Origin of the sequence: Pleomorphomonas sp. NRK KF1 (genome assembly GCF_023721755.1) — a bacterium.
GTDB lineage: Bacteria > Pseudomonadota > Alphaproteobacteria > Rhizobiales > Pleomorphomonadaceae > Pleomorphomonas.
In genome coordinates this window covers 938,153-956,107 of record NZ_JAMDLH010000001.1, presented here as the reverse complement: position 1 = coordinate 956,107, position 17,955 = coordinate 938,153, and the positions used below count along the sequence as shown (strand labels likewise).

16 protein-coding genes and 1 CRISPR repeat array (1 of these 17 running past the window's edge) are annotated in these 17,955 nt (G+C 61.5%); of the genes, 3 read left to right on the top strand and 13 right to left on the bottom strand.

Going from position 1 to position 17,955, the window contains the following annotated elements; genetic code table 11:
• Positions 1-89: 89 nt before the first annotated feature.
• Positions 90-800 carry a hypothetical protein gene (locus M4J39_RS04395; protein ID WP_251726570.1) on the top strand — a complete coding sequence of 237 codons (711 nt, stop codon included), beginning with the start codon at positions 90-92 and terminating at the stop codon, positions 798-800.
• Between the two features lie 58 nt (positions 801-858).
• Here the strand turns inward: M4J39_RS04395 and M4J39_RS04390 are convergent, their stop codons facing one another.
• From M4J39_RS04390 to M4J39_RS04360, 7 genes are all read right to left on the bottom strand, one after another.
• On the bottom strand, positions 859-2,676 hold the full coding sequence (locus M4J39_RS04390) for a phage terminase large subunit family protein (protein WP_251726569.1): 1,818 nt from the start codon (positions 2,674-2,676) through the stop codon (positions 859-861).
• 3 nt (positions 2,677-2,679) lie between these two features.
• Positions 2,680-3,195 (bottom strand): hypothetical protein, encoded by a 516-nt coding sequence (locus M4J39_RS04385; RefSeq protein WP_251726568.1) that lies wholly within the window; start codon positions 3,193-3,195, stop codon positions 2,680-2,682.
• 38 nt (positions 3,196-3,233) lie between these two features.
• The gene (locus tag M4J39_RS04380) at positions 3,234-4,271 is read right to left on the bottom strand and encodes a helix-turn-helix domain-containing protein (protein WP_251726567.1); all 1,038 of its coding nucleotides are present in this window, start codon (positions 4,269-4,271) and stop codon (positions 3,234-3,236) included.
• The gene (locus M4J39_RS04375; protein WP_251726566.1) at positions 4,268-4,564 is read right to left on the bottom strand and encodes a helix-turn-helix domain-containing protein; all 297 of its coding nucleotides are present in this window, start codon (positions 4,562-4,564) and stop codon (positions 4,268-4,270) included. Before M4J39_RS04375 ends, M4J39_RS04380 begins: the two co-directional genes overlap by 4 nt.
• The gene (locus M4J39_RS04370) at positions 4,561-4,707 is read right to left on the bottom strand and encodes a hypothetical protein (protein WP_251726565.1); all 147 of its coding nucleotides are present in this window, start codon (positions 4,705-4,707) and stop codon (positions 4,561-4,563) included. The genes M4J39_RS04375 and M4J39_RS04370 overlap by 4 nt, the downstream gene beginning before the upstream one ends.
• A 243-nt stretch (positions 4,708-4,950) precedes the next feature.
• Entirely contained in the window at positions 4,951-6,015 is a 1,065-nt protein-coding gene (locus M4J39_RS04365; protein ID WP_251726564.1) for a tyrosine-type recombinase/integrase, read from the bottom strand.
• A gap of 1 nt (position 6,016) precedes the next feature.
• The gene (locus tag M4J39_RS04360; protein ID WP_251726563.1) at positions 6,017-6,253 is read right to left on the bottom strand and encodes a hypothetical protein; all 237 of its coding nucleotides are present in this window, start codon (positions 6,251-6,253) and stop codon (positions 6,017-6,019) included.
• Positions 6,254-6,888: 635 nt separating this feature from the next.
• Here M4J39_RS04360 and M4J39_RS04355 point away from each other — a divergent pair.
• Both M4J39_RS04355 and M4J39_RS04350 read left to right on the top strand, forming a co-directional pair.
• Positions 6,889-7,641 (top strand): recombinase family protein, encoded by a 753-nt coding sequence (locus M4J39_RS04355; protein ID WP_251726562.1) that lies wholly within the window; start codon positions 6,889-6,891, stop codon positions 7,639-7,641.
• Between the two features lie 145 nt (positions 7,642-7,786).
• Positions 7,787-8,170, top strand: a complete 384-nt coding sequence (locus M4J39_RS04350) for a hypothetical protein (RefSeq protein WP_251726561.1) — start codon at positions 7,787-7,789, stop codon at positions 8,168-8,170.
• 710 nt (positions 8,171-8,880) lie between these two features.
• On the opposite strand, the gene M4J39_RS04345 is transcribed toward M4J39_RS04350, so the two are convergent.
• From M4J39_RS04345 to M4J39_RS04320, 6 genes are all read right to left on the bottom strand, one after another.
• Positions 8,881-9,366 (bottom strand): phage regulatory CII family protein, encoded by a 486-nt coding sequence (locus M4J39_RS04345; protein ID WP_251726560.1) that lies wholly within the window; start codon positions 9,364-9,366, stop codon positions 8,881-8,883.
• Between the two features lie 114 nt (positions 9,367-9,480).
• Complete coding sequence (locus M4J39_RS04340) at positions 9,481-9,636, bottom strand: hypothetical protein (protein ID WP_251726559.1); 156 nt, start codon at positions 9,634-9,636, stop codon at positions 9,481-9,483.
• Positions 9,637-9,831: 195 nt separating this feature from the next.
• On the bottom strand, positions 9,832-12,006 hold the full coding sequence (locus M4J39_RS04335; RefSeq protein ID WP_251726558.1) for a TIGR03986 family CRISPR-associated RAMP protein: 2,175 nt from the start codon (positions 12,004-12,006) through the stop codon (positions 9,832-9,834).
• Positions 11,999-13,411 (bottom strand): RAMP superfamily CRISPR-associated protein, encoded by a 1,413-nt coding sequence (locus M4J39_RS04330; protein WP_251726557.1) that lies wholly within the window; start codon positions 13,409-13,411, stop codon positions 11,999-12,001. The genes M4J39_RS04335 and M4J39_RS04330 overlap by 8 nt, the downstream gene beginning before the upstream one ends.
• 12 nt (positions 13,412-13,423) lie before the next feature.
• The gene (locus M4J39_RS04325; protein ID WP_251726556.1) at positions 13,424-15,355 is read right to left on the bottom strand and encodes an RAMP superfamily CRISPR-associated protein; all 1,932 of its coding nucleotides are present in this window, start codon (positions 15,353-15,355) and stop codon (positions 13,424-13,426) included.
• A 3-nt stretch (positions 15,356-15,358) separates the two neighbouring features.
• On the bottom strand, positions 15,359-17,080 hold the full coding sequence (locus M4J39_RS04320) for a hypothetical protein (RefSeq protein WP_251726555.1): 1,722 nt from the start codon (positions 17,078-17,080) through the stop codon (positions 15,359-15,361).
• Between the two features lie 629 nt (positions 17,081-17,709).
• A CRISPR array of direct repeats spans positions 17,710-17,955; the repeat unit is 37 nt; unit sequence GTTTCAGTCCCCTACCAAGCGGGGCACGGCCTAAGAC (it continues 210 nt past the right edge of the window).

The window sequence follows — 17,955 nt, the reverse complement described above, 5'->3', positions numbered from 1 at the left end:
GTTGAGGCAATCAGGGCGGCGCTTGAAGCGGCCGGCATCGAGTTTATTCCCGACATCGGAGGGGGAGCGGGAGTAAGGCTCAGAAGCAAATGATGAGCAAGTACCTAAGCAACGGAACTATATCTCTTTTTCTTGCGTTATTGTTCTATGGCATGGTGGTGATCATCGCAAATACGAACGGTCAGCTCTGCGATCAGACCGAGACTATATTATCCTGTATCCGCGAATGGGTAATTGCCTTTAGTGGTGTATTCGGTGCGGTCTCTGTTTTCATAGTTTCGTTTGTGGCTCTAAGTTTGGAGAAAAAGCGCGATGATCAACTGGAGAGGCTCAACGGTCGAGCATACGCTCTAGCTGCAATTGATGTCGTCAATCACGCGAATTCAATCGCCTTCAAGTATAGTTTATCGAAATATCCATCAAGTACCAGCAGGATAACCGCAGAATTCCTCGATGAAATTGCGGATTCTTGCAGAAACTTAATTGATCAAATCATCGCCGTTGAAAAGACAAACACATTTGACTTGTCAGCCGATTATCCTAACCAGCTAATTAATGCGACCAACAAGTTTAGCAACGCGGTTTTGTTGGCGAGGTTGTTTACACCATTCCCAGAAACAGGAGAAGGTGTAGCCCCTGATGAAATGCAATATGACCAAACTGACGAGTTTTTCCTTTTTTCTCAAGCAACAGAAAACTACGCTAACAAAGTTGAAGATATAGCTAAGAAATATGGGACGGTATTTTTGTCTTCAAAGCATCCATCAAATATAGAAATAAACACCGACGACGCCACATAATTCGTTTATTTAGCGCTATCTTGGAAGATATTTTCAATAATACAATGGTTACACCATACTATAAGTGTAGCCATTTGCTTTTTATTACTATCCTGGGCGTTGAACCTCCAGTTGCGCTAGCCACGGCGTCGAGCCTGTAACCTGTCGCATATAGCCCGTGCAGAGCCGCCGTCGCGTAGACGCGGCAATCAAGCGGCTCGTTACGGACGCCGCTTTCGGCGATCCATTCGATCTTGGCCACGCCCTTGTGGAACTTGCGGATCGGCCGCTCGGCCGTCAGTCCTCGATACCAGTCGAGATCGCGATCACTTGGGAAGTGCAGCCGGCCGGGACCGGTTCCGTCGAGCCGTAAGCGCGCATAGAGCGCGGCCTTCAGAGTGTCGACGCCGACGATGAACACCGGCGCCGGTGAGCCAGCTTTCAGCTTTGGGGGGCGCTTCGGCCATGGTGGCACGCCGGGGCCGCCACGCCCCTTGATCGCCCATACGCGCCGGTTTGCTCGCCCCTGGGCAAAGCGCACCACCTCGGCCGTTCGGTGGCCGCCGCTGTCGATCGCCGTGGCGGCAACGGCGAGCACTTGGTCGCTGCCCTCGATGGGGAAGCGCTGTGCGAGCACCTGGTCGAGCTGGGTCCACACCTCCGGCTTGGCAGGGTCGCCCCATAGCACCTCATAGCCGAGCGACCAGCTTTCTTCCTGGGCGCCCCATGCCACGAGCTCCACCTCGAGGCGGTTGTCTTGGGTGTCGACGCCGGCAGTGATCGCCAGCACGCCGGCCGGCAGGCGGTCGCCCCATTCCTCGGCGCGGGCCATCAGGTCATCGGCAAGGATTGGCGTCGTTGCTCGATCCTCGAAAGGCTCGCCAAGGCGAGTGTTCACCCACGCCTGAAGGCGTGGCGGATCGTCCTTCACGTCCAGGAAGTCACGGGCCATCTCGCCCCACGTCTCGAATGGGCTGTAGAGGCCGGGAAGATGGAAGCCGGCTGTGCGGCCGTCGCCCTCGGCGGTTGCTCGCCATTCGCCGGCCGCCAACATGGCCGGCTTGTGCCGCTCCTCGGCGACGCCGCCGCAAGCCGAGCAGACGAGGTGCGCCCGGTCTGGCTCGCCCTCCGGCCATTGGATGCGGTCCCATGTGATCGGTTGCGCCTCGCCGCATTGAGGGCAGGGAACGAAGAACCGCCGTTGATCGCTTTCGAGATAAGCCTTCTCGATGCGGCTCACGCCGGCCAGCGTTGGCGTCGAACAGAGATAGATTTTGCGCCGGCCTCGGAAGGTGGCCGTGCGGCGAATGGCAAGGTCGATCGGATCGCCTTCGCCGGCCGCATCGACCGGGAAGGCGTCGACCTCGTCAAGGAACAGATACCGGGCCGGGGTCGACCTCAGGCCAGTAGGTGCGTTGGCGCCGGTCATGATCAGCGAGCCGCCGAGAAACTCCTTCTGGGCAATCGTGTTGCCCTTCTCGCGAGCCTTGGGCGGGGCGACGAGGCCTCGCAGTGCGGGCGTCTCCTCGATGAGCGGATCTATGCGGGTGCGGCTGTTGCGTCGGACCATGTCGATGGTCGGCTGAACGAGCAGCATCATGCCGGGAGCGTGGGCGATGACGTAGCCAAGCCAGTTCAAGCCGGCTTCCGTCTTGCCGACCTGGGCGCCGGCCATGAAGACGACACGCTCGATCGCTGATGAGGCCGACAGGGCATCCATGACGGCGCGGAGGTAAGGCACGCGGGCCGTGCGCCACGGGCCGGGCTCCGCCGAGGCCTGCGGCAACAGGCGATGCCGATCCGACCATTCGCTGACGGTGAGTTGCGGTTCCGGTTCGAGGCCACGCCGCCAAACGGCATCGACGAAGGCTCGGGCTTCGAGGGCAAGATCTTCCATCGGTCAGAACTCCGCCATGGGACGGGCCGCCAGGGCGGCGAGTTGGTCACGGACGAGGCGATCAAGCACGGCGAAGGCTTGGCCGGGGTCGACGCCAAGCTCGCCGGCAAAGGCGGCAGCGGCACGGGAAGACCAGCCGATCCAGGCATCCCGCTCACCCCTTGCCCGATCGAAGACGGCGCGCTCGACGGCGGCACGATCGACGAGGGCGCCGCTTTCGCGATCGAGGGCAAGGCGGGCACGTTCCGCCCGGATGCGGTCGTATTCGCCACGGCTTCCGATGAGGCGGCGATCGTCGGCGCCTGTGGTTGCCTGCCGGCGGTTCGGATCGACGTTGCGGCGATACCAGCCAGTCGCCTTCTCGATGTTGACGCGGCCGGACGGCTCGACCGGCAGGCCTTGGGCGATGAGCTGCGAGACGCGACCGGGAGACAGGCCAAGATGGGCGGCAAAGCCTTTCTTGGAGAGTGTTTCCGGCTGCAACTCCTGCGCGTCCATGCCGTCCAAAAGGTCTGTCATTTCGTCCTCAAACCACGGAAATTTAGGCTAAATCCGGCTCAACTGTAGCTAAACGCCGGGGAGCGAATTACCCCCATCGGCTCGGCCGGGAAGGACCCGGAAGGGGACGAGCCGGGAGGCCATTCGGTCTCGAAGTACCAACCGAACCGGCCGGGCTTCGAGGGAAAGGATCGGGCTACCAAGCTGAGCCCCTTCCGCTTCCGGTGCTCCTTCCAGGCCTTCCAAGCCGCCGTGCCTTCCTCGACGAAGATGCGTGCCTGCTTGGCCTCGGAAGCCTTCAGCCCGCTAGACGATGCCGGCTTGGTCTCGGCAGACCAGCCTTCCTCTCGAAGCCATCGCGCCAACGGCATCGCTTCCCCGACGTGGCCGGTGATGCGCTTGAGCCTCCGCTCTCTGGCTGCGGCGATGATCGTCTCGGGAAGCACACGCAGTCCCGTCACCGCTCGATGGAAGGCTGAGCGAGCTTTGCCCTTGTCGGTGTTGTTCGCCCAAATCTCCCACAGCTCCTCAAAGGCCGCGTCGATGTCGTTGCCGGGTTGGGTAGGGGGATTAAGGGGGTATATATTTTTATGTTTCTTCGGGTCGCAAAGCTCTGCGACCGTTGAAGGGGCGATTTGCGACTGTTCCTTTTCGGCAACAGTTGCACCAGCTTGCGGCCGTTCAGATGGGGCAACGGTTGCAGGAGCTTGCGACTGTTCGAACCGGGCAACGGTTGCATCAGCTTGCGACTGTTCGACCACTTCCAACGGTCGCACGTCGTTGCAGATGGTTGGGATCTGAAGCGGCTCTGGGATCGCCACAGAGGCCGGCAGGAGCAGGGTGAAGGTGTTGCTCTTGCGTCCCTTCGTACGTGTCACGCCAAGCCAGCCAGCGCCCTCCAGCCACTTCACGGCACGGATGGCCGTGTCACGGCTGATAGCCGCGCTCTTGCCCAAAAGCTCGTAGGAGGGGAAGCATTCGCTGCCTGGGTGAAGGCGCTGGCTGATTGCCATTGCCACCCGGCAGACCGTCGCGGAGATCTCAGGGCAGGCCAGAACGGCATTCTGCCAGACCGTTCGATAGCGAACGTCGATCATGAACGCACCGCCTTCCGAACCTGCTCGGGCGCTTCTGGAAGGCATAGGGCGTAAACGTTGGCCTCTCCGGACGTTCGCGTGACCGTAAGCCAGCCAAGCCTTTCCAAGGCGCGGACTGCGCGCATGGCCGATCGGGGCGAGCAAGCGTAAGCCTCGCCAAGCTGACGGTGGGCAATCTGATCAGCGCCGGCCTGGATGCTGTATGCGATGGCCGCTCCTGCGAGCTTTTCAGAAGGCGAAAGCTCTCGGCTGGCAAAGGCGACCGACAGCCAATAGGTGACGGTTAGCTTCATGCCGCACCGCCGATCTGGGCAGCAACAGCGCGAACGCGATCGGCGAGAGCTTCCTTGCGAAGGATCGCCCGCTCGGGATCCTCGCCCATGCGACAGCCAAGTCGCTCGATGGCGTGGGCGATCGAACGAAGCTCTTCATGCACTGGAATTGACGGTAGAAACCGGCGGTTTTCGGTCGGGAAACTGCTTCTAACCCATTGATTTTGCATATCCGGGCTTTCCCTCGGTCGGAGGAAAAGCGTAGGTCAATGACATAAGGGTAGGGGCCTCTGACTCCGTTCGTCTTGGTTCGAATCCAGGTCCCCCAGCCAATCTCTCTCCTTTGATTTTATTGAGTTTTAGGCTCTGCCGAGCGCGTCCTACGTCTTGGGTTTGACAGTTTCAAACTAGGGTTTGACAATTTCTTCACGCCTGCGGCTCACTTCCGCGTCGAATTCCGACATCACGCCTGCAAGCTTGCGGGACTTGTCGGCCCGCCGGGAATAGTGCCGGGCCATTTCAATCGTCTCCTGGCCAAGCATGTCCGCGATGGTCCGCTCGTCAAAGCCTGATTCGGCCAGAATCGTTGCGACGGTGTGCCTGAGGCCCTTCAAAGTAAGGCCTAGCTCGATCCTCCCGGCCTTTTCGAGTGCAAGCTTCACCTTTCTCCATTCGGTCTGAAAGCCGGAGTAGGTCCACGGCTTCTGCCTGCCGCTGATGAAGAGGGTATCGGCTTCGTGCTTCGGCAAAGCATCCAGAATATTGGCCAGCCGGCCGACCAAAGGCACAATGACCTCGGTATGTGTTTTCGCCCTTCGGGTCACGAGCTGACGATTCCGGACCCGGTTCTTTGGCAGTTTGAGGGTATCGCTGGGATCCAGGCCTGTGAACATCATGAAAGCAATCGGCCCGAGGAGCCGAGGAGGCAACACCTCGAGGACGGCCTCACGTTCCTCGTCACTCCATGGACGGTTCGCTTCGGACTCACCCTTCGGGCTTTTGAGCTTCTTGATCCTGAAGGCTGGGTTGCTCTTGGTGTAGCCGCGCTCAAGCCCCCATCCGAAAATGATCGACAGGACCGTTTTCACGTAGTTCCCGAACTTCACACCCCTTCGCTTTCCGGCCTTGTCTCTGATGTGAACCACTAGGGGCGGTTCGAAACACGCAACTGAGGTGTCCCGGATGTCCTGCAGGTAATCGAACACCTTTTGGTAGTCGGACTTGGTTCGTGGAGCGAGGTCCTCGAACGCGTTGTGTTCACGGTATTTGTCGATCAAATGGCCAAGCGTGCCTGGCTTTGTGAGATCGGCTTTTGTCCCCAGCGCGGTGATGCGTTGGCATTCGGCGAAGAACTCCGCCGAGCCGATAGGGAACTGCTGCAGGTCGATAGGCGTCTTGCTGACACGGTGGTAGCAGCGCGCCTTTCCGTGCCGGTCCTTGAAGATCTGAAAGCCCTTCACCCGCACATACATTTCAGGCGAGCTTCCGCAGGATATCTTCGTAGGTGTTGGCTACCCCTCCTTTGAGGTTGTCGATCCACTGGTCGAGATCCTGCATGTCGAACAGCCGTTTGCCGCGTGGCATCAGAACGGCCGCCACGGTGCAATCTGAGCGAAACACGGCCAGCGGTAGCGCCACATACTCGGCCGCCTCTCGCTCCGACAGCATGCGGCGGGGAGATACTCTCAGGTTTAGGGTTGCAGTGGTCATGCCGAGCTCCAGGGTCCTCGCGATTAAGACAGCGGCTGGTGATATGTCTCTTTGAGCAGGCCGCCGCCGCAGTTCCAGTCGGCGTGCAACGTGCCGACGCCTCACTTATAGCGGTCGAGCAACGGCGGCGCAGACGATTGCAAACTCGGCCGGAAGTGAGTGGCGGCAGCCCTCCGATCGGTCTGATGGACGGAGACTGCAGCCCGAGGGGCTATGCCCTTGCCGAGCGACGTCTCGCGAGAAGAAGCGGGTTGGCTTCGGCTTGAATCGCTCGCTCGTCACTTGGCCGGGTTTTGGTTGGTCCGTCCCGGGACACTGCGGAAAATAGGAACGGCAGCGTCCTAGGGATCGACCGCCGAACGGTCAGGTTTGGTCCCTGCCCAGCTACATGAGAGCGGGCTGCCGACAAAATTCACAATCGACTGCGGTTCGCCGAGGTGCTCGCTATAAGTCTCGGCGTGGACGGTGATCCACCCGCAAGAGAGGTCTCTGTGATCGGTATGGCTTACGTTGCCTCACCCTTTAGTGTTGCTCAGTTGTGTGCTGCTCAACTCTATAGGGGGTCGTATAGCCTTGCTCATTACTTGCTTGCCTCTCCTCTTCCCATACTTGGCCTACCTGTAGCGAGGAGTCTCATGTTCGTTGCCAAAGCACTCAAGCCTGCTGTCGCCTATGTCCGCGTCTCTACACAGAAGCAGGGAGAGAGTGGCGTGGGCCTGGAGGGGCAGCGAGCGGCAATTCGGGCACGTGCCGACGCCGAGGGGTTCCACATCATCGGATGGTTTCAGGACGTGGCCAGTGCTCGAGGTGAGCGAAACCTGGACTACCGGACCGGGTTGAGGAACGCTCTGAAGCTGGCCAAGAGGGAGCGCGCGACACTGCTTCTGGACAGGATCGACCGCATCTCCCGGCACAAGCCGACCTTCGACAAGATTATGACCGAGTTTGGGGACCTGCAGATTGTCTTGGCCTCTGAGGATTCGGCTATGGATCCCCTTGTTCTTGCCAGCAAGGCCGCCCGTGCCGAGGCCGAGGGAGATCTGATTTCTAGGCGAACCAGGGAGGCCCTGGGCATCTTGAAGGACGCCGGCATCCGGTTGGGCAATCCGATAAACCTACCTGAAGCTCAGAAGAAAGGAGCAGAGGCCAACATGCGCCGGGCGATGGAGAAACACGCCGAGATCGCCGAGGCCATCCTCGCAAACCGATGGCAGTCTCTCGCGGTGTCCGACCTGGCCGCCAAACTGAATGATCTGGGCATCAGGACCGGTCGAGACAGGCCATGGACCGCTTCGGCACTGCGCCGACCTCGCAAGGCTGCTCTTCACTTGCTGAAGCAGGCAGAGGCTGACGCTTACGGGGATAACTCCCTGTTTGGCCGCTTCTAGCGATTATCGGCGAGCAGCACGTGCTCTCGGCGTCAGGCGCCATATTCTGTTCGCTTAACCGCAATGCGGGTGCTGATATGTAGGTGCGTCTACTGATTGCTGGTTCGTTCATCTCCGCATATGCACGAGACAAAGAAGAGGCCCCATGAAGCGCATCGCCATTTTCGCCCTCATCGCCCTTGCCGGCTGCCAGACCCAGGCACAGATCGGCGAGATCTACGCCAGGGCAACGCCACCCTCACCGGCGCTCAGGGCCTATCTCGCCGAGCAAGCCAAGTTCTATCTGGTCGACCCCTACTCGGTGCGTGACGCGGCCATCACCTCGGTGAACATCCTCGACGCCAAGAAGGGCGTCACCTCGCTGTGCATTCGCGGCAACGCCAAGAACCGCATGGGTGGCTACTCAGGCATCCAAACCGTTTCAGTCCGCCTTGTGAATGACAAGGCGGTAGCCTCTTATGCGAACCAGGTTGGCTGCTACGATCCGCGTATCACCTGGCACCCGTTCCCGGAACTCGAAGCCCTCTGAGACGGTTGATTGTTGGCAACCGGAGTGATGCACGCCTCCGGGTGTGTCGAACAGCGCTGAGCAAAGGCGGCTTACGTTGACAGAGCTTTACATCGCCGGTCCGGGAAGCGACTTGATGTAAAGCTCGCCAGCGTCGATGCTCGGGAATACATATTTTAAGTTGTGTTTTCTGACCCGGAAACCTTTCGAAATGCCGCTTGAGCAGCCTGAAAGTTGACAGAGCTTTAAATAAAGTTGACAGAACGGAGCCGTTTTCGGCGTTTTGCTGAGAATGTAAAGCTCCAGGCACGTGCAAGAGTTGTGTCAGGCTGGCTATGCGATCGTGCTCGTGGGCGGAGCCTTCCCCTCTTTACCGGTGCACATAAGCCGATTGTGCTTGGTTTCCCGCGCAAAAGTGAAGGTTCCAGATGCTGAGCAGGCAGAGCAGCAAACTCTCCGGGCTGGGCGATGGTTACAGAAGCAGCCAGCTTTGGCTTTCCGGATAGTGTCCTTGTGCAGAGGACGATTGCTTTTGGCGCGCCGCTGTTCTGTTCGCCGTGAGGAAACGCCACCACGCCTCCTCTGCGGTCTACTGGACGGGAGGTGACGCACCTGCCGGACGTCGAAGTCCTAGGGAATGGCGCGTCTTCTCACGGGGATGCCTTCAGTGCCCCAGAGATCCCGAGGCTCAAACCTCCCATGCCGGCCGGAGCGGCCCATTGGGCCTGTTCTCAGGCCTCGTCATGCGCCAGGAGCGGGGCGACGGCTCTCAGGTGTTGGCCAAGCGAGGCGAGGGCGCGTTCGGCGACCTCGATTTCGTTGCGGATCTCAAGGGCGTCGCGATGGTCGATCCGGCGATCGGCCAGCGCCTTCTCCACGGACTCGAGCACGTCCGCAGCTTCAAGGACGATCCGCGTCGCTGACATGTGGATCGCCTCGAGATTGAGATCGTCGGTGGGCGTCAGGGTGGCCCCGCGCTCGGCGCCAATGAACGGTGTGCCACGCAGCAGCCAACCGACGAAACGCGGGTCCGGCGCGGCGCGGATCAGACGCCGGATCTCTTCGGCCGAGAATGGAGTTCGATTGACAAGGCGCGCATGCAGCGCGTCATAGCCGAGCCCCATTTCCATGGCGACCTTCTTGGCCGAGAAGCGCTTCTCGGCGACGATGATGTTGTAGGCGAGATCTGCGAACTCGGCACCACGATCCGTTGACATGATAGCCCCCCAAGCAGAGCCAAATGTTAGGCTCGGGCCATACTCGAGGCCAGACGGGATTTGCCCCATTTGGCCGTGACCCCCGAACTTCTGTGGCCAAGGCACCGGCCCTGCTCATCGTGCAAACATGGCGATGAGGACAATGAGCGCCAGCACGCCGGTCATCAGGCACCCAGCCGGGCCGGTCATCTCGGCGATCATTTGAGCAAACACCCCGATGAAGCCGCCGAACAACATGACGGCGAACAGTGTGAGGATGATGAAAACCATGACGAGCCGCTCCTTCTTCGGCGGCTTGTCATGTGGGGATCTCCTCTCCGGACAGAGGTCAAATCGGAGACCCCTATTTTGCCGGTCGTTCTCGGGGCTCGGTATCCATCACAGGGCCTACGCTTTTCCAAGGAAAGCAATACCCGGCGACTTTGAGGTGCTCGGGTATTGTGCCCTGAGGGTCGTCGACTGGATTCAGTCGAAAGACCAAGTCAGCTTGCGTTCGGGACTTGGTAATAGACGGCCGTCTTTAGCTCTTTCCTGCGGGCCCGTAGCCGGAAGGCTGTTTTTGTCGCTCTTCTCCGGTCGCACCATCTTTCGGATGTCACCAAATGGCTTAAGCGAAAGATAGTCGAGTTGAAGGTCTTTCGCTGGCTGCGCCAGACCGAGGAACTCACGGATCGAAGGAATGTCCGGATAGTTGGGAACTTCGACCTTCATCGCTGCCACGAAGTCTTTGAGGTAGGGCTTTGGATCCACCCCCGCTCTGCAGGCGCCGCCGTCATTCTCTGTGACAACGAGATCGACAAGCTCGGCGCGAATCTGTCCAGCGCCGAACGGCCTTGCTCGACCAAGCATGTGGCGCGATTTCCGCTCGGGGTCACCGCCATGCGTAAGAGCGAACAAGATGGCTCCGAGTTCGGACTTCGACACATTGTGCAGGCGGATTTCCGAACAAAAGCGGACTTCTTGTCGTCCAGCCGCGGGAAGAAGGAAAGAAAGCGAAGACTTCATTTCCGCGTTTCCAGGCCCATCGCCCATAGCCTTGATCCGCGCCATAGATGCAGAGAAGTCGGCGTTTGCCGTTCGCGGCAAATAGCGCTTGCGCCCGGAAAGCTTCGGGTTAGCGTCAGCGCTGTAATCCTTCGTCGTCGCTCCTCTGAGGTAGAAGGGGGCATAGGAAGCCCGCGGTGCCATCTGCACCACCTCCATTGGCTCGCTGATGCGAGGCGTTGGTTCACCATCAGCCAAGTGTGCAAAGCCGAATGCGACGCGCCCTTTGCGGGCGCCTAGCCCGGTTTCCAAACGCTCGTCTTCAAGCAAGCCGACAGCATCGCGCTCCACGACATAGCCGAACAAATTTTCCACGAAGTCGGGCGAATACGCGGCTGGGCTCTTGAGGTCGTGCTTGGGATAATGGGCTTTGTGAGAAGCTTCTACGACCGCCGCCACCGAACGCTTGTGCGGCAGCTTGAAAAGTCGCGTCAGACCGAAAAAGAAGTCCTCGCCCTGTTTCTGTGGATCCCCGACGTAGAACACCGGAAGTCGCCCACCTTGGTCAAACGTGGGTTTTAAGACCTTCCAGTTGCCATCTGGTTCCACAATGTTCTTCGATGGCCTTGAGTAGAAGCGCGAGAAAACCTCTTTCTTCGCCTCGGAGATTCTAACCGGTGGACCTACCGGCTCGTCGAAGAACACATACTCGAACTTCTTCTCGCCGTTTGGAGGAAGCTTGCCCGAGAAGACGAAAACGCCGTCCTCGCTGCCGCCGGGTTCCGTTACCAGCTTGCCATGGTCATCCGTCCGGCGAGAAGTGAACTTGTGGGTCTTCGAAAAATCATAGATGGAGCCACGCCTCATGCCAACGGCAGCATACTTTTGATCAAGTCCGCCCTTAACCCAGTCCCGGCCGGCAAAGCGCATGTTCTTTAGCGCTATATGTGCCCAGTTTGGGCCGAGGGGTTCTAGCTCCCAAATCTCCTTTCCATCCACAACCTTCCTGCGGAGCCAGCCGGCCATAACCTTACCAACGTTGGAGATGCCGCTTTCCTCGGCGTAATACTTGTGTTCGAAATCCCTTAGCCCGTAATGGTGATGAAGGTTTGCGAAGCCAAGCTTGCCGAGTGCAACAATCTCGGTGGCTGCGCGGATCATGCCGCGCAGGCTCGCGCCAGGGATCACGAATGGGCCATATCCGCCCAGTCGCATCGGGCCGACCCCGTTTCCGTTTTTGGCGGCCTCACCGATGAGGAGCGGGCTTTCCGCGATCCAATCGACCTTGATTTTGGCCGAGACTCCGTCTGGCACAGGCTCGTTACGCGGCGAGGGCTTTCCATCTACGACGGTGTCTTCAATCGTTACGAAGCGGTAGGGCGCCGTCGGAACTGGCGCGTTGCCCCAGTTGCGTTGGCGCGGTGCTCGGCCGTTGCCAGCAGGGCGATCGGCTTGAGTGTTCGTTACTTGGCGGGCGGTGGCCTTGCCGAGTTGCTCCTGCGCAGCGAGCACCACCTCTTTGAGTTCATGTGGCTCGAGATCGTCGTAAGGGGCGCGATCTGCCAGGAAGTCGCCTATTTCACCGAAAGACGAACGGCCTGAAAACCTGCCGCTCAGAAGGGCTACCGCCTTATCGATCAACGCCTTGTCAACCATTGTTCTTGCCCTCCACGATGGTCGCCGTGAACCAGCCGAAACCCTTGTTGCCGCCGGCGCCAAGCTGGAGGCCGTTGGTTGCGAGATCCGCCTTGAGGGTTGCGATCAGCTGTTCGGTGGCGGCCTCGATGCGCTTGCGTTCCCCTGGATCCGCCGTTCCGCCGCGTATCCCTTCCGGATAGCCGCGACTGTCGATTTCGAAGGTGGCCGTGAACTCGACGCCGATGAATGTTTCGGTGGTGAAGAGGGCGTTGTCCACCGGGGCGCCGGAGAAGCGGTCGAGCTTCACTGACGTCACCTCCCAGGGCCTTGCCCTTGCGACATCGAGGCCGCGAATTCCGAGCAGCCCGCGAAAGCCGGTGACGCCGAACAGGCGGTCGACCGGATGCGCCGGCATGTGACGGCGGTCGGCAATCGTGATTTGCTTGAAATCGGCGCCGATCTTCTTCACGCGGGCCAGCCATTCGGCGCGATTGCGCAGCGCACCCGAGACGCTCGAGCCCAGAATGAGTGGCAGATCCTCACCAAGTCGCTGCGGCCGGGCGTGCGGCGTCTTTTTGCGCTCGTCGTCGCTTTCACCCGACACGCGCTCCTTCTTGCGGGAGGAGTCGGCGATGATGAACGGGCCGGGGCAGGAGAACTTGACCGTGAAGCTCGTCACTTCGCGGCGCTCCAAGTCCCCCAGGGACACGCGACGAGGGCTCGTCCAGGTGAGGCCGCCGGTCGTGGCGTCGAGAAGGCCCGAGGCAGTCGTCAGCGACTGGGCGTCGAGCTTGATCCGGCCGAAGCCGTCGGCCTGTCCCTTGCCGATCTGGGTTCCGCTGCCCGTCGCCAACTGCGCCAGGGCCTGGTCTAGTGCCTTGCAAACGGCATCGACTTCGGCAAAGCGGCGGGGCGCCACCATCAGCTCGAAGTCGAACTTCGCCCCCGGCGCGACCATCTCCTGGAAGAACAGCTTGCCGTCCTCGACGGAGCCGGTGACGTCGTCGATCGCGGTGCGGGCGGCGACAAAGACGCCTTCGCCGACCTCGGCCTTGTCGAGAACATGCGCATAGGGCAGGTGGGTGGTGTCGCCGGCCTTGGCGAGGCGGGCGCCGCGCACCTGAACGAAGCCGATTTGCCCCTCATCCTTATCTGCCTTGATGCTGCCGGCGACGAGGTCGGCGTCCTTTTCGCTTGCCAGCAGCCGCCGCAGCAGGCCCTTCAGAGTGGTGCCGGGGATAAAGGGCTTTCCGTCGCCGTCGCGGGCGATGGTCGCCACCTGCGGCCGGTCGTTGCCGTCCTGCCCGGACTTGCCGTTGACGCCCTTTCGCTCTTCGAAGTCGCCCGAGCCGACATGCAGGGGTGACACAACCTCCAGTCGGCCCTTGTAGAGGCGACCGATTTCCATGGCGCGTGCGCTCATTTCCGCCTCCTCTCAGACCGCGATGACGTTGCCGGCGAGCTTGGCCGTCGTTTCGTCCGCCAGATGCCGCGTCGTGAAATGCCCGAAGCCGTTTTCCGGCACGTAGGGGCAGTTTCGCCAGTCGAGCGGCCTTGCGCCCTTGAGGCTGGGCAGCGGCAAGCCGGTCCTGAGCAATCGCGCCAGCTTCTCGTCGCCGACATTGCCCTCGAACCGGAAGATCGAGCCCGGCTGGGTGAGCAGGAACGGGAAGTATTGGTCGGCGCCATAGGGGCGGAAACGCCGCGCCTGGTAGCCGCCCGAAAGCTCCTGTCCGGCGAAGAAGTTGAGCAGCTTGAAGCCATCGCCCAGCGCCGCCTTGAAGTAGGCGGCGTAGGCGTCATGGGCGGTCATCAGCTCCTTGCCGGTCTCGTCCCATATGGCCTTGGGATCGAGTATCAGCGCCGGCGTCAGCAGCATCAGCGTGAACTCGTTCGGATGGCTATGGCGGGGCGAGGGGCGCTCCAGCTCTACCGCGCTTGCCAGCGAAAGCCTGGCGCTGGCGCCGGTCCGGCCAATGCCGTCCAGCCCTTCGGCCACCATGGTGGCGATCAGCTTCAGCGCGTCGGTGCGTTCGGCCTCCGAGAGGTTGGCGAGCGAGATGTCGAACAGCCAGCTGCGGTCGGCCATCGAGCTGTCGTCCAGCCGCCGGCGAACCGAGCGGGCGAGCGTGGTGTAGAGCGCCCGGTCGGCTGCCGTGCCCGAGGTGTTGTAGGCGCGCTTCCCGGTTTCGGCGTCCGCGTTGATCGCCGCGTGGGTGCGGGCGACCGGCGGTATGTCGATGAAGGCGGGGCGCGCCAGCGGCTCGTCGGTTCCGTAGAACCAGGTTTCCTTCCAGTCGGTGGTGAACTTGGCCGGCGCCTCGCATCCCTTGACGTAGGCGCCCTGACCGAGGCCGACGTCGATGGCGTCGCCGAAGAGAATGTCGTCTTTCTGCGTGCCATCCGGGCCGACCGGTCCCGGCTTGGTCTCGGCCACCAGCGACAAGGGCAGGGGCAGGTAGATGCGCTGGCCCGGCTTGTCGCCTTCGGGGAAGGCGTGGCCGAACACCATGCGGCTCAGAACCGCGTTGCCGTCGGGGTCTTCGCCGCGCTGGCGCAAGCCATCGGCGAGGGCGCCCTTGAACACGGAGCCCGGCACGACGACGGCGCCGAGATCGGCATTGTCGGCCACCTTGTCGGTCGACACCATGACCGGCCGGTCGAAGGTGACGCGCAGGCGCACCACGCCGTCGGTCGCTGTCGGCGCGGGCGCCGAGGCGGTGGCGGCCGGGCGCAGCGTGATGCGCGACGACGCGTGGACGATTTCGCCGAAGCCCGAGCTCTTGAAGGCGCCGACGGAGGGATGCAACGCCAGTGCCTTGGTCATCAGATCGCCGAGATGGCCGGCCTTGTCCTCGTAGACGACCACCATGCCCTCGAACAACACCACCTCGCCGAACGGGGCGACCAGTTCCAGCACCTGCAACGCGCCGGTTTCGGCGGCGCCGGTCTCCTCGTCGATCTTGACGCGGGTGGTTTCGAGGCCGTTGTTGCGGTGGAGATCGGCCAGCTCATTGCCCCTGAGCACCTTGTTGGCGGTCAGGTCGGAGAAATGGATGCGTCCACGCGCGGGGGCGTTGGTGTTGCCCCGGCCGTCATCCGCGTCGCCATTGCGGGCGCTCGGCTTGCCGAACAGCGACAGGATGTCGTCGGCGCCTATGACCTTGGGCTCGGTATGGTCGGAAAGCAGCTCCAGGCCCTCGCGAAGGATGCCCCGGATCTGGTCGGAGGGAAGGATCGGGCGGCCATCTTCGTCGCGGATCTGTGTGGCATCGACGCCGAACAGCTTGGCGGAAAGGCCGCGGAACAGGAACGGGCTGCGGATGGCCAGCCGGATGTCGTAGATGGAGCGAACGCGCTGCGGCATGGTTCAGCCTCCCACGATGGAGTTGGCGGGGAAGGCTTTCAGTTCGCCGAACGGCTCGAAATAGTCCCAGAACGTGGCGAGCATGGCGAGATCGAGCGACAGCGGACGATCCGGCTGGGCCTTGCCCAGGCCGAAGCTCGGCAGGCGATTGGCGTGAAGGCAATCGACGGCCCGGCTGTCGAAGCGGGCGTATTTCTCGATGACCACCCGCGCGGCGTCCTCCGCCTCCTTGTCCCAAAGCCCGCGCGCTTCCCGCATGGCGCGCAGCGCCGCGTAGATCTGCGAGCGGGGAAAGCCGCGCTGTATCTCCTGAAAGCGCCTGACGGCTCCGGTGAATTCGTCGCCGGGGATGGCCAGCAGCCGGGCGAGGGCGCTCGCCTGGTCATCGGGGGCGATGGCCGGATTGTTGCCGTAAAGGCGGAGGCGTTCCGCCTCGAAATTGCTGTCGGTGTCGGGCGGCGCCAGGCTTTCATAAACCTCGAAGGTCACCGAACTGGCCTTTCGCAAATCCGGAGAGGCGTTCTTGGCGAGATCGGCGGCGCGCTTGGCCACCGCCTTCAACTGACGGATGGGCGTCTTGTGATGGGCGATGGCCACGGCGACGGCGTGGCTTACCGGCACGCCGCCGATTTCCCAAGCCTTGGTCATCTCGAAAAAGCCCTGCGTGAACGGCACGGCCAGCCAGGCCGGCATCACGAACAGGAGTTCGTCGCCGCCCCACATCAGCGTCTCGAAGCGCAGGGCCCACTGACTGCGCTTTTCGCTGTAGACGGCGAAGGCGTCTCCCAGTGGACCGAACTCGTCCTCGTCCGCCTCGCCGGCGACATACCAGTCGAGGATCGACTTCAGCAGCCCCTTGCGCAGTATGTCCAGCCGATCGGAAAAAGCCTTGGCGCCGACCTCCTTGCGAATGCTGCCGAACTTGTTGCCGTCGGCATAGAACACGGCGATCTTCGAGCGGAGCGACACCGGCAGCCGGTAGTCGGCCGGCAGTTCCTCGGCGATATCCGAGACGCTGTCGGTGAAGAGCAGCTTGGCATAGCCTTCGCCCAGTTGCTTGCCATAGAACTTCTGTCGCGCGTCGCGTCCGTAGTTGCGCCGCGCCGCGACGCTGGCCGAGGTGTGATAGATGTCGCTTCCGTTCGCCGAACTGGTGTCCTCGGCCGTCGCGTTCAGCAGATGGCCCTTGGGCGCGCGGATCCAGGCCGTCGCCGGACGGACCTTTTCGAAGCGATCGGCCTCCGTCGTGGCATTGGCGTGGACCGGCGCGGCCGGCAGCGGCGCGATCGTCCATTGCCGGAACTGACGGGCGTGATTGCGGGCTTCCGCCTTGTCGATGCCCGCATCGATCGTCTTGTCCTCGACCGAGGCAACGGCGGTCTCGGCCGCGTCCACCACCACCGTCAAGTAATTGAGCGGAACGGCCTGATCCTCGCCTTTGGCGTTCCAGCCATACTGGGGATCGGAGAAGACGCCTGCGATCGTTCGACGCGCCGTTTCGGCGAAGTCAGCCAGCGTGCCTTCGACGCGGAAGGCACACAGGGAGGCGCCCGAAAACACCTTTTCGGCCTTCGTCACACCCGCGAGCCCCTTGAGCGCCGCGCCAACCTGCTCGTGAAAGTTCAGAAGTGCCAGCGATCCGCCCCGCATGGTCGAAAGATCGTTGGTGTCGTCGATCGTGGCGGCGAAGTTGACGCCCTCCACTCGCAAAATCCAACTACTCATGCCACCCCTCATGAATTGCAGGCTTACGTTTGGCAACAATTTGTAAACGGTAATATCAAAACGGAAAGGTCCGTTTTGACACCTACACATGTATTTTTGACGGGGGCAGCCTATGCGGGACGGGTGTGCGCGATGGCGCTGCGTTCGTCCGAACGCGATCGTCCGGCGCGCAGGCTTCGGGCAGTTCTCCAGGGGCGCGTGATCTAGGGTCAGCTCCCGCGCAAGGTGGGGCGTCCAGGGACGAAAGGCGGTGTCGCGCCAGCTCGCCGCCTCCCTTACCCGATCGTCTTCCTTTCGCGCGAATATCGCCCATCAATTGCTCGGGCGGAGATTTGTTTCATTGATGAGCAATAAAATAACTCGGATTCGGGGCGCCGACACACAGGTGGATGCGAGGGAGACGGAACGGGTGAACCTCCGTTCGCACATCAGAACACGCTGAATCTCGCGAAAGACAGAGAGGGAAGGGCCGGTTGTTGAACCTTTTCCCATCTATCTCGATGACGGAGGGAGATAGCCGGAATGAACGGGCAAACAGGGCATTAAAGCCGAGCAAGGGACGTGGGATCCATACCAAACTGAGCGCCGCCTCGGAGGCGGCTCCGCACGAGCGAGTTTGACCTGTTGGTGTTTCAGTCCCCTACCAAGCGGGGCACGGCCTAAGACGGGGCAAGCCGACCAAGGATAAAAAAGGTCTGGTTTCAGTCCCCTACCAAGCGGGGCACGGCCTAAGACCGCCTTCACCTCTGCCATCGGCGCTCACGCCGAGGTTTCAGTCCCCTACCAAGCGGGGCACGGCCTAAGACTCGGGCTCATTATCGCCAGCGTGGTCAGCGCTTGTTTCAGTCCCCTACCAAGCGGGGCACGGCCTAAGA